This window comes from Mucilaginibacter sp. R-33 (genome assembly GCF_049949235.1).
Taxonomy (GTDB): domain Bacteria; phylum Bacteroidota; class Bacteroidia; order Sphingobacteriales; family Sphingobacteriaceae; genus Mucilaginibacter.
The window spans coordinates 1,916,873-1,928,828 of record NZ_CP188089.1 but is presented as its reverse complement, the minus strand read 5'-3'; the positions used below and the strand labels follow the sequence as shown (position 1 = coordinate 1,928,828).

General features: G+C 42.8%; 9 protein-coding genes and 1 riboswitch. Of the genes, 4 read left to right on the top strand and 5 right to left on the bottom strand.

Annotation, left to right across the window (positions count from 1 at the left end; all coding sequences use genetic code 11):
• Positions 1-8 precede the first annotated feature (8 nt).
• On the top strand, positions 9-446 hold the full coding sequence (locus ACP26M_RS08170; RefSeq protein WP_426587799.1) for a DUF5675 family protein: 438 nt from the start codon (positions 9-11) through the stop codon (positions 444-446).
• A 733-nt stretch (positions 447-1,179) separates the two neighbouring features.
• Here the strand turns inward: ACP26M_RS08170 and ACP26M_RS08165 are convergent.
• Positions 1,180-2,520: a sensor histidine kinase gene (locus tag ACP26M_RS08165; RefSeq protein WP_426587797.1), complete on the bottom strand. Its 1,341-nt coding sequence runs from the start codon at positions 2,518-2,520 to the stop codon at positions 1,180-1,182.
• Positions 2,521-2,703: 183 nt separating this feature from the next.
• Between ACP26M_RS08165 and ACP26M_RS08160 the strand changes: the two genes are divergently transcribed.
• The 3 genes from ACP26M_RS08160 to clpB all read left to right on the top strand — a co-directional run bounded on the left by ACP26M_RS08160 (position 2,704) and on the right by clpB (position 6,486).
• On the top strand, positions 2,704-3,030 hold the full coding sequence (locus ACP26M_RS08160) for a hypothetical protein (RefSeq protein ID WP_426587795.1): 327 nt from the start codon (positions 2,704-2,706) through the stop codon (positions 3,028-3,030).
• Between the two features lie 250 nt (positions 3,031-3,280).
• Positions 3,281-3,655: a DoxX family protein gene (locus tag ACP26M_RS08155; RefSeq protein WP_426587793.1), complete on the top strand. Its 375-nt coding sequence runs from the start codon at positions 3,281-3,283 to the stop codon at positions 3,653-3,655.
• A gap of 212 nt (positions 3,656-3,867) precedes the next feature.
• The gene (clpB, locus tag ACP26M_RS08150; RefSeq protein ID WP_426587791.1) at positions 3,868-6,486 is read left to right on the top strand and encodes an ATP-dependent chaperone ClpB; all 2,619 of its coding nucleotides are present in this window, start codon (positions 3,868-3,870) and stop codon (positions 6,484-6,486) included.
• Between the two features lie 76 nt (positions 6,487-6,562).
• Here the strand turns inward: clpB and ACP26M_RS08145 are convergent, their stop codons facing one another.
• From ACP26M_RS08145 to ACP26M_RS08130, 4 genes are all read right to left on the bottom strand, one after another.
• The gene (locus tag ACP26M_RS08145; RefSeq protein WP_188832303.1) at positions 6,563-7,798 is read right to left on the bottom strand and encodes a homoserine dehydrogenase; all 1,236 of its coding nucleotides are present in this window, start codon (positions 7,796-7,798) and stop codon (positions 6,563-6,565) included.
• A complete protein-coding gene (locus ACP26M_RS08140; protein ID WP_426587788.1) occupies positions 7,798-8,853 on the bottom strand; it encodes a homoserine O-acetyltransferase family protein in 1,056 nt (351 codons plus the stop codon). The genes ACP26M_RS08145 and ACP26M_RS08140 overlap by 1 nt, the downstream gene beginning before the upstream one ends.
• Positions 8,854-8,943: 90 nt before the next feature.
• Entirely contained in the window at positions 8,944-10,263 is a 1,320-nt protein-coding gene (locus ACP26M_RS08135; protein WP_426587786.1) for an O-acetylhomoserine aminocarboxypropyltransferase/cysteine synthase family protein, read from the bottom strand.
• A 244-nt stretch (positions 10,264-10,507) separates the two neighbouring features.
• Positions 10,508-10,618, bottom strand: a riboswitch (SAM riboswitch).
• A gap of 203 nt (positions 10,619-10,821) precedes the next feature.
• On the bottom strand, positions 10,822-11,940 hold the full coding sequence (locus ACP26M_RS08130; protein ID WP_426587784.1) for a trans-sulfuration enzyme family protein: 1,119 nt from the start codon (positions 11,938-11,940) through the stop codon (positions 10,822-10,824).
• Between the last annotated feature and the right edge of the window lie 16 nt (positions 11,941-11,956).

The window sequence follows — 11,956 nt, the reverse complement described above, 5'->3', positions numbered from 1 at the left end:
CCGGCATCATGAACCTAAACTTAAAACTCGAAAGAAAAATCAAAACCAAACAATCAACCATTGGCGAACTATCAATAAATGGCGCCTTCGAATGTTTTATCCTGGAGGACGTAGATAGAGGGCTAAATAGCGGTATGAGCCTTGCCCAAATTGCATCAATAAAAATTAAAACGCAAACAGCCATCCCTACAGGAACTTATAATGTAGTCAAATTTTTCAGCCCCAAACACAACGAAAACCTGCCATTATTAGAGGATGTACCCGGTTTCGCCGGAATTGAGATCCATGTTGGCAATTTTGCCAGGGACACCGACGGCTGCCTTCTCCCTGGTGAAGATAAAGGCATTGATGCTGTTCTGCATAGTACAATGGCTACAGCTAAACTCAATACAAAGATTTTTGAGGCCCTTAAGGCAGGAGGTACCGTGACCATTGAGGTTGTTTAATATAGCAAATTATAAATGCTTGAAGGTGAAATGACGCATCTACGCCGTCATGCTGAGTGATTAAATCCATGAACTATGAAGGTGAGATGACAAAGAGGGACTGTCAGTCTGAGCCTGTCGAAGACTCGTGTGCAGAGGCCTGCCCTCCATACTTCGACGAGCTACCCATGACAAGATAAAAAATGTGGTTTTTCGCAGCAGATCAGCTTCGGGTGAAAACGAGCAGAACGATGCTGGGCGGTGCGGCTGCAGGGGGCATAGCAAGTTTTTGCAGAAGCGGAGGCATTGCGTGCGAATCGGGGCAAAATAATTGCAGCCCGCGGTTCTGTTCGTTTTGCAGGGTGAAGGCCGCGCCGATGGCTATGGGGCCAGGTTGTGCGCAAAGAAGCCTCTCTGCTGCAAGCCTTTTTGGTTACTTTTGTGGCGACAAAAGTAACTGGCCCCGCGCGGCCAAGAGCGCGACGATGTAAGTCAAATACTAATGAAGCCCGTTACCAGCCTATCGGGGATTGCTTCATTCCTTACAGCAATCATGTGACGCAGATGTCATTTTACCTTCAGAGGCCGCCGGATTTAATTTACTCAGTATGACACCCGTTTTTTAAGTTGCCATGGGTACATTGCCGAAGACTTGCGCGGGCAGGCCCGCCCGACAAACATCGACAAGCAGTATGACACCACTTTTTTGTCCTGTAAGAGAAGCCACCGGATAAACAAAGACCTGTTTAATATCCTAAAACGAATTAACCACCGGCAAGGTGATCCTGAACGTTGACCCCCGTCCTTCGGTGCTGGTAACGCTGATAATGCCTTTATGCTTTTCAATAATCTGGCGTACAATACTCAAACCAAGTCCGGTCGACTTTTCGCCGCGTAAACCGGCTCGGCCTGCTTTTGAAAATTGGTTAAAAATTTCCGGCAGCATATCGGCAGGGATGCCCAAGCCGTAATCCTGAACTTCAATAACTACCGTATCGTTTAGTTTAAGCAGGCGTACATCTACATTATCCTGATCTTTTGAAAATTTCGCCGCGTTACTGATCAGATTATCAATAACCCGATGAAATTTTTCATGGTTTATGAGCGCATGGGCAACACCTACCGAACTGCTGAACAGCACATTAACTTTATTGCCCAGCTGTAATTTCCATTCGCCCACTATGTTGTTAAGCCATTGGTTAAGCTCGGTATTTTGAGTTTCAATAACCGCTATGTTCTCGTTTCGGGCTGCCTCCAGTAAGTCATCAATAATACTCCGTGCTTTTACGCAGGATGCTTTGATCATATGGATGTTGTCTTGTGTTTCCTCATCTACCTCATCCAGTTCCATCATCATGGCAATTGATTCAACAGCAGCTATCGGGTTACGCAGGTCATGGGCAACCATACCCAACACCTGGTTTTTAAACTCGCTTGCTTTTTCAATTTCCGAGTTTTTTTCGCGAATCTCGATCACCTGAAGATAATAGTTGGCTTTGTAGGAAAAAAAGTACCTTGAGATAAAATAAAAGCCGGAAAGTAAGATAGCTGAGATCAACTGGTTATACAACATATCCGTAGCCGGCGTTTCACTGTAAAATAGCAGGGAAGTAAAAAAAAGCTCAACGGCAATAAGCAGCAATACGGTTTCATAGTATTCAAAAACAATTATCACGCTGATTAAGCTTAATGCGACAAGATATAAGGTGAGGGCATTACTCGGATTGGAGGTGGCTATAAAGCTGGAATACATGCCGCAAACAATAATATAAAGCGCAAACAAAAATACAAGCAATGACATGCCTGTTGTAGCTTTTTTATGGCTTTTGAAGCTAACGATAAAAAGGTTACTCGCTATCAGGAAAACGGGAGTTATAATAATAAAAACCCAGTTGCTGAAATTAAACTCGGGAAAGTTTTGAGCTTTGGTTAAGCTAATGGGGAATACAAGATAAAGGATACGGATAATTACATTAAGCAATAAAAATACTATACTGGCACCCCTTATGGCTACCAGGTTTTGGTAAGTATAATGCAAACGGTATTGCGACCGGTATTTTACCGGGAGACTGTTAAAAAAGAAATGGGTATTCAATTATATTTTATGGATTAAACAAAATTATGAAAATATTTATAAAAATTGTAACAGGAATGTGACAGTGCGTGGTTAACCCTTTTTACTGAATATTCGGTCAAAGAAGATATAAGCCTATTTTGTTGAACTTTGATTGTTTTTTTAAAAGGAATAAATCTAATTTACACATAAAACCAAAATCACATGTTACTGAAATCTCTTAAATCTATCGCAATTCTTATTACTGTATTAACAACTTTTTCCTGCAGAACTGTAGAAAGGGCTAATCAGAAAGAAATTAAGCCGTTTGTTGGTATTTGGAACGACACAACCAATCCCGGAAGTAAAGTGGTATTTAAATCAGACGGAAGCTTTTATAATATCGCAAAGGAAAATGAGAGGCAGATTGTTACGCACAGCGGTACTTTTAAAGTTTTATCAGATAACATTTATGTATTAACGATCACTGACGCGAGGCCTGACGCCACTTACGATCTGAAAGGCAGGCAGTACGCAAATTATACACTTTAGGTAGTGATAAAAAGACGATGAAGACAAGCGGAGTAGTTGACGGGCGAAATGGCGGAAAACCGCTTGCCTGGACTTGTAATCTGGTGAAAGTGGATAAACTCGATTAGTTAAACCTGCGCCGGCGTACTCCATCAGCACGGCGATATCTCATAATTATAAAAATACACATATACAGCAGGACTACAGCTATTGGTGATGTCTCATTTTTAAATATTAGCAACTTACTTTTATTATCTTTAGCTGAATAATTATGAATATTGTAGTGTGGATATTGCAGGCGATTCTTGCCGCCTTTTTTGTAATGCCTGGTGTTGGAAAGATCAGCGGAAGCAGAGAAAAACATATTGCTGACAAACATATTAAGCCTGATGGAAATTTGCTACCTATCCGTATTCTCGGCGTATTGGAGTTATTAGGGTGTTTGGGAATCATATTGCCGTGGTTAACCGGAATAGCGCCTATACTCACTCCTATAACAGCAATTGGCTATTGTTTGATCATGATAGCAGGCATTATCAACCATACAATTAAGAAGGAATATAAAATGTTACCGATGCTTCTTGCCGTTGGAATAATAGCCTTAATAGTCGCATATTGTAGATTTACCGCTTTAAATTCAAACTAAGACTCTACCCAACCATTAGCGTCATCATTCATTTGTTATTAGCCCAACAGATTTATTTAGCATGGCAAAACGACAATTTGCCCTGTAGTTTGTTAAACATGATAGTATCTAAATTGCTAATAATCATGGCAAAGTGTCATTGTGGTTTAATTTTAAATGACAATTTTTCACTATAGGTACGATGGCCGATAATTTGATTAACCATGAGTACTATGAATTTTAACAATTTTACCATAAAAGCTCAGGAAGCCGTACAAAAGGCGTCTGAAATTGCTGTTGGTAACCAACAGCAAGCAATCGAGACCGCGCATCTGCTTAAAGGCTTATTGCTGGTTGATGAAAACGTAATTACCTACTTATTAAAGAAATTAAATGTTAACCTGAACAGGTTAAACGATACCTTAGATGCGCAGATTGCATCCTTCCCCAAGGTAAGCGGCAGCAACGTGTACCTTTCGTCTGAAGCAAATTCGGCTTTACAAAAAGCTTCGGGATATTTAAAAGAATTTAAAGACGAATTTGTATCAGTTGAGCACGTGCTTTTAGGCATTTTAGCTGCGGGTGGTGCGGTAAGCAACATCCTGAAAGATTCGGGTGTTAATGAAAAGGATCTGAAAAAAGCTATTGTTGAACTCCGCGGCGATAGCAAAGTAACCGATCAAAACGCCGAAGCCACTTATAATGCCCTCAACAAATACGCCCGTAACCTGAATGAATACGCCGGTTCGGGCAAGTTGGACCCGGTTATAGGCCGCGACGATGAAATTCGCCGTGTTATCCAAATCCTTTCGCGCCGGACCAAAAACAACCCGATTTTGGTTGGTGAACCTGGTGTTGGTAAAACCGCTATCGCCGAAGGTATTGCTTTCAGGATTATCAAAGGCGACGTGCCTGAAAGCCTGAAAACCAAAGTTGTATACTCGTTGGATATGGGCGCACTCATTGCAGGCGCCAAATATAAGGGAGAGTTTGAAGAACGGTTGAAAGCCGTTGTAAAAGAGGTTACCCAAAGCGATGGAGAGATCATCCTTTTTATAGATGAGATCCATACGCTTGTAGGTGCAGGCGGGGGAGAAGGCGCTATGGATGCGGCCAATATCCTGAAACCTGCCCTTGCCCGTGGCGAGCTTCGTTCAATTGGTGCTACAACCCTTAACGAGTATCAGAAGTACCTTGAAAAAGATAAAGCTTTGGAACGCCGTTTCCAGAAAGTGATGGTTGAAGAACCTGATGCTGCCGACGCCATATCTATTTTGCGCGGACTGAAAGAACGCTATGAAACCCACCACAAAGTGAGGATCAAAGACGAAGCGATCATCGCCTCTGTCGAAATGTCACAACGCTATATTTCCGACAGGTTTTTACCGGATAAAGCTATCGACCTGATGGATGAAGCCGCTTCAAAACTTCGCCTTGAAATGGATTCGGTACCGGAAGTGGTTGACGAACTGGAACGCCGCATCATGCAGCTTGAAATTGAGCGTGAAGCTATCAAACGTGAAAAAGACGACCGTAAGGTTGCCGAACTAAGTGAGGAAATAGCCAACCTGTCGCAACAGCGTGATTCATTACGTGCCAAATGGAAAGGCGAAAAAGACCTTGTTGACGGTATTAATACTAAGGTTGAGCTGATTGAAAACTATAAACTGGAAGCCGAACAGGCCGAACGTGCAGGCGATTACGGCAAGGTAGCGGAACTTCGCTACGGAACTATAGTTGAAGCCCAGGCCGAAGTTGAAAAGTTGAAAGCCGCCCTGCTTGAAAACCAAAGCGACAGCCGCATGCTGAAGGAAGAGGTTACCGCCGATGATATTGCCGGTGTAGTAAGCCGCTGGACAGGCATCCCGGTTAGCAAAATGATCCAGAGCGAACGTGAAAAACTGCTCAATCTTGAAGATGAACTGCACAAACGTGTGGCAGGACAGGAAGAAGCTATTGAGGCGATAAGTGATGCCATCCGCCGCAGCCGTGCAGGTTTGCAGGATAAACGCAGGCCAATAGGTTCGTTCATATTTTTAGGTACAACCGGTGTGGGTAAAACCGAACTGGCAAAAGCCCTGGCCGAATACCTGTTTAATGATGAAGGTGCGCTTGTGAGGATAGATATGAGTGAATACCAGGAACGCCATGCTGTTTCAAGGCTGATAGGAGCGCCTCCGGGCTATGTTGGGTATGATGAAGGCGGACAGTTAACGGAGGCCGTTCGTCGCAAGCCTTATAGTGTGGTTTTACTGGATGAAATTGAAAAAGCCCATCCCGATGTATTTAACATCCTGCTGCAGGTATTGGACGATGGCCGTTTAACTGATAATAAAGGCCGTGTGGTGAATTTTAAGAATACTATTATCATCATGACCTCTAACATCGGGTCAAACATCATCCAGGAAAACTTCCAGAACCTGGAGGACGAAAACCGCGATGAACTGATAGCAAAAACCAAGAATGAGCTGTTCAATTTGTTAAGGGCAACTATCCGTCCGGAGTTTTTAAACAGGATAGATGAGATCATCATGTTTACTCCGCTTAATCGTGATGAAATTCATGATATCGTTAAGCTGCAGTTTAAACAGGTACAGCAAACGCTTGCTGAAATGGGTGTAACTATCGAAGCATCCGATGAAGCCTTAGATTGGTTGGCCCAGTTAGGTTATGATCCTCAATTTGGTGCACGCCCGTTAAAACGCGTTATCCAGAAAAAGATCCTGAACGAGTTGAGTAAACAGATCCTGGCGGGTACAGTTGATAAAGACAGCGTTATTAAAATAGATATGTTTGATAACCAGTTTGTGTTCCTGAACTCGGCTAAAGAAGCTACGGAACCAGCTAAATAAGCTGTAGAAAAATAATTAAATGTAAAAAGGCTTCCCAATTTGAGAAGCCTTTTTTTATTAACAACCGGAGAATCTATTAAAACACTTCGGCCGCTTGTTTAGTTACCGATGCTAAGCTGACCCCCGTAAGCTGATCGGCAAAGGCTACGAAAGCCTTACTCTCAGATATACGATGTTGATTAGCGATCAGATTTTGCAAATTGATTTTTCCTATCACAAATTTATAATTACCTGAATAGTAGCGCTCATTGATATGCTCAAAGTTCAGCGCTTCAACCAGTTCCTCGTCATCATAACGCAGGTAAATGGTTAATTCAATGTTATTGGTAAAATTAAGGTCTGTTTTCTCTTTAGCTTTTTTGTATTCGTACTGGTAGTTATAGCGCAGCGCCGCAATATCCGACAGTACAGCCGAACCGGTAGGATGGCCGCCCGCGCCTTTCCCGAAAAAGAATTGCTGATCGGCAAAGGCAGCTTGTACAGTTACGCCATTATATTCATACTCAACGTTGTATAAAAACTCTTTGTCGTTTACAAACTTAGGTAATACAAACAGGGCAACGTTGCGGTCGTCAAGTTCTTTGGCTACCGGCACCAGTTTAATTTTGAGGTTCTTTTCGCGGGCATATTGCAAATCGGCAGCTGCAAGGTTCTGAATGCCCAGGTTAAATACCTCATCGGGCTGTACAACTACACCATAAGCGTGCGCTGCGGCAATAACCAGCTTGTATTTGGCGTCAAAACCACCAACATCACTGGTTGGGTCGGTTTCGGCAAAACCCAGGTCCTGGGCTTGTTTCAATGCGCTATCATAATCGAGCCCTTCAATAAAGCCTTTTGAAAGGATATAGTTTGATGAGCCATTGAAAATACCGCTGATTGAATGCAGTAGTTCATTATCATAATATTCTTCCAAATTGCGGATAATAGGGATACTACCGCAAACAGCGCCTTCATATAATAATGATGTGCCGTATTGATGCTGAATTTCGATCAGTTCGTCCAAATGCAGGGCGATCATTTTTTTACTTGCAGATACTACATTTTTGCCTGATTTTAATGCTCTTGAAACAATTTCAAAAGCAGCTTCGGTATCATTGATCAGTTCAACAATGGTATTGATCTCCGGGTTATTAAGCAGTTCTTCTTTGTCGGTAGTAAATAAATGTGCCGGTAAAGAACGTTTTTTATTAGGGTCTTTAATAGCAAATTTTACTATCTCGATATTTAAATGCTTTGTTTTGATGATATCATATAACCCCTGGCCAACAACTCCAAATCCGAAGAGGCCGATATTTAACTTTTTACTCATTACGCTGTACGTTGCAGTTCTATAATTTTTCCTTTCACATCGGTTTTAAAAAATGATGTGAATATTTTTGTTAATGCTTCTGTTTCAATTAAAAATCCATCGTGCCCATAAAACGAATCCAGCTCGGAAAAGGCAGCTTTTGGGATATGCCTGAACAGGTATTGCTGTTCTTCAACAGGGAATAAAACATCCGACGAGATGCCGATAACTAATGTTTTTGCCTTGATGAGGCTCAACGCTTTATCTACACCGTGACGGCCCCGGCCCACATTGTGTGAGTCCATCACTTTGGTCAGGTACCAATAACTATAGGCGTTAAAGCGGTTCACCAGCTTTTGCCCCTGGTAATTTTGGTACGATGAAGAACGGAAATTGTCCTGCACATCGTCGGCTTCTTCCTGCTGGGTAATGCCGTAAGTTTTATAAGTACGATAACTTAAAAGCGCGATACTGCGCGCAGCTTTTAAGCCTTTCTGACCGCCTTCGGGCGTATTGCTGTAAAAGGTACGATCTGTAGTGATAGCCAAACGTTGCGACTCGTTAAAGGCAATGCCCCATGGTGAATGCTTGGCATTAGTTGCTATCAGAATAAGATTTTTGATGCGCTCCGGCTCAATAATAGCCCATTCCATAGCCTGCTGGCCGCCTAATGAACCTCCAATTAATACACTGATATTATTAATGTTTAAATGCTGGGCAAGCAACTGGTGCGCTTTAACCATATCCCTTGTAGTAAACTGGGGATATGAAAGATAATATGGATGGCCGGTAACCGGGTTAATGCTCAACGGACTTGTAGTGCCGTAAGGAGAACCCAAAATATTGGCGCAAACTATAAAATGCTCTTCCGGGTTAAAAAAATACCCCTCGCCAATAAGCCCTTTCCACCAGTCAAATACATCGCTGTTGGCAGTAAGCGCATGGCAAACCCAAACAATGTTATTTTTTTCCTTATTTAACCGGCCATAAGTGTGAAAACCTATTTCTAAACCTTCAATTGTACGGCCCGATTCAAATTCAAAAGTATCAGTGTATTTAAATATCTCTGCGTTCATTCTGTTGTTTTGTTATTTCAGGTGCAACCGGTATTTCCGGCTGCAACCTGCAATAACGTTTACTATATCACTTAAAAAAACTATACATTATTAAACTAACTCACCCTCACCTTGCTTAATTTTTGCAAAAGCCTGCTCAAAATCAGCTTTAATATCGTCAATATGCTCAATACCAACAGCCACGCGCAATGAAGCTGGCGTAACACCGGCAGCCAATTGCTCTTCATCAGACAATTGCTGATGCGTAGTTGCCGATGGCTGAATGATGAGTGTTTTTGCGTCGCCAACATTGGCCAAATGGCTAACCAGTTTCAGGTTGTTGATCAATCGGCCGGCCTGCTCTTTACTCCCCTTAATCTCGAATGACAATACGCCACCGAAACCATTCTTTAAATATTTTTTAGCCAGCTCATGATATGGCGATGATTCCAGTCCCGGGTAATTTACGCTTGCCACCTGCGAATGCTGCTCCAGCCATTTAGCCAGTTGCAGGGCATTATCAACATGACGTTGCACGCGTAACGAAAGTGTTTCCAGTCCCTGAATGTTCAGCCATGAATTAAATGGAGCCTGCGACGGGCCGAAATCTCTCAAGCCTTCCACACGGGCACGAATAATAAACTGGATATTGCCAAACGGACCGCCAATGCCAAATACATCGTTAAATATCAACCCGTGGTACCCCTCAGATGGTTCAGTGAATTGCGGAAACTTACCGTTACCCCAATTGTAATTGCCTGCATCAATAATGACGCCGCCAATACTGGTACCATGCCCGCCAATCCATTTGGTGGTTGACTCAACAACCACATTAGCGCCATGTTCAATAGGGCGGAAGAGGTAACCACCGGCACCAAAAGTATTATCAACAATTAATGGCAGGTCATGTCTTTTGGCAACCTCGCTCACCTTTTCAAAATCGGCAATGGTAAAGCCCGGGTTACCAATGGTTTCCAGGAAAATGGCCTTTGTTTTATCATCAATAAGAGCCTCAATATTGGCCGCAGTATCATCTTTGGCAAAACGCACATCGATGCCCAGGCGTTTAAACGCTACTTTAAACTGGTTATAAGTACCGCCGTACAGGAAAGGAGAAGTCACAAAGTTATCACCTACCTGAAGGATGTTATTTAAAGCTATAAATTGTGAGGCCTGGCCGGATGCTGTTGCCAGCGCGGCCACACCGCCCTCTAACGCCGCGATGCGTTTTTCAAACACATCGGTAGTAGGGTTCATGATGCGGGTATAGATATTACCAAACTCCTTTAATGCAAATAGGTTTGCACCATGCTCGGCGCTGTTAAATACGTACGAAGTAGTTTGATAAATGGGTACAGCACGTGAACCTGTTGTTGGATCAACTTCCTGGCCGGCATGTAATTGTAAGGTTTCGAATTTTAAGGCAGACATAGTTGTAATTTTTTAATGTGTTTAATTTAGATTTTGAATGTTTAGATGGATTTGGAAAGCCGGTTTAAAAACAACCGGTTTAACAACACACTTTTTCAGAGAATGAAAACAGGAGCGTGCTAAGCATCAACAGCAGCAACACATACAAATACAGCCAATAGGGGAGCTAATATGTTGTACGTTACCGTTTAAAGTGTAAAAAGTGTTGCGTTGCGTAAATTTAATTAAACTTTTCATGGTTATAAATTTATATTCCCCGGTGTTATTTGCCGGGACAGGAATTGGCACCTTCTTCAACATTGAAGGGTTGCCAGCGGGTCATTGAGCCTGATCTCTCGCCGCTTCTTTATAAATCAAAACCCGAACTATGTTGCGGAGTATTGATCGACCTTGGTATTGATACCAAATAATGTTGCGAATATAAGGGATTGTGAGGTAATATACCAAATTTTATTTCTTTTTGAGGTGAAAGGCAAAAAGCGAAAGGTTAAAGGTTGATTCGAGAACAACTTTGGACTTAACAATTGCAGCTACCTTTCGCCTTTAACCTTTCTCCTTTCACCTCGATAATGCCTGCTCCATATCCGCTATTAAATCATCAATATGTTCCAGCCCAACTGAAACCCTTAGCAGGTTACGTGGTGTTTTGGTATCCGGGCCTTCAACTGTAGCCCTGTGTTCTATAAGGCTTTCCACGCCGCCAAGACTGGTGGCTTTGATAAATAGTTTTAGTTTGTTAATAATATTATGCGTATCATTCTCATCGCCCTTAATAGTAAAAGATAACATCCCGCCAAAAGCCAGCATCTGATCTTTAGCTATCTCATGTTGCGGGTGCGAAGGTAAGCCGGGGTACATTACCTGTTCAACGTGAGGGTGCTGTTCAAGATATTCGGCAAGTAATTGAGCGTTTTGTACATGGCCCTTTACGCGATATGGCAGGGTTTTGATGCTGCGTACCAAGTAATAACAATCCATAGGCGAGGGGATAGCGCCGCCCATTTCCTGCACCTGGCGGATTTTTGTCCACCAATCGTTGTTCTCTGCAGTAATCAAAACGCCGCCCATCAGGTCGCTGTGTCCGCCAAAATATTTAGTGGCTGAGTGCATAACCATATCCGCGCCTAACTCAATTGGTCGCTGGCACATAGGGGTGGCAAATGTATTATCGCACAAAACTTTAATGCCTTTTGCTTTGGCAATAGCAACCACCCTTTTAATATCGGTTATTTTAAGCAGGGGGTTCGATGGTGTTTCTATCCAGATCAAACCTGTTTCGGGCTTGATGTGCTGTTGTAAAACCCCGGTATCGTTTACATCAATAAAATCGAAGGTAAGGATGCCGGCAAAAAGGGTTTTAAGCTGATTACGTAAGCCGTGATACATATCATCAGGAGCGATAATATGCGTGCCCGGCTCCAATGATTGAAATGCCGACATTCCGGCCGCATTACCTGATGAAAAGGAAGCTGCTTCAACACCTCCCTCTAACTTAGCCAGCACATGCTCCAGTGCATGACGATTGGGGTTCGATGAGCGACTGTAAATATAACCTGCCGGGAAACCGCCATCCTCACCGCGCTCAAACGTGGTTGACATAATAATGGGTTGTATAACGGCCCTTGTTGCTTCATCAACATGGTTACCGGCGTGTATGGCTATAGTTTCAATTTTCATGGCATAATGTGTTATC

Bases quoted from the DNA above. Each gene is read 5' to 3' on its own strand.
- ACP26M_RS08135 (WP_426587786.1), bottom strand. From the start codon at position 10,263: ATGTCTGCCTTAAAATTCGAAACCTTACAATTACATGCCGGCCAGGAA.
- ACP26M_RS08160 (WP_426587795.1), top strand. From the start codon at position 2,704: ATGTTACTGAAATCTCTTAAATCTATCGCAATTCTTATTACTGTATTA.
- clpB (WP_426587791.1), top strand. From the start codon at position 3,868: ATGAATTTTAACAATTTTACCATAAAAGCTCAGGAAGCCGTACAAAAG.
- ACP26M_RS08130 (WP_426587784.1), bottom strand. From the start codon at position 11,940: ATGAAAATTGAAACTATAGCCATACACGCCGGTAACCATGTTGATGAA.
- ACP26M_RS08155 (WP_426587793.1), top strand. From the start codon at position 3,281: ATGAATATTGTAGTGTGGATATTGCAGGCGATTCTTGCCGCCTTTTTT.
- ACP26M_RS08140 (WP_426587788.1), bottom strand. From the start codon at position 8,853: ATGAACGCAGAGATATTTAAATACACTGATACTTTTGAATTTGAATCG.
- ACP26M_RS08145 (WP_188832303.1), bottom strand. From the start codon at position 7,798: ATGAGTAAAAAGTTAAATATCGGCCTCTTCGGATTTGGAGTTGTTGGC.
- ACP26M_RS08170 (WP_426587799.1), top strand. From the start codon at position 9: ATGAACCTAAACTTAAAACTCGAAAGAAAAATCAAAACCAAACAATCA.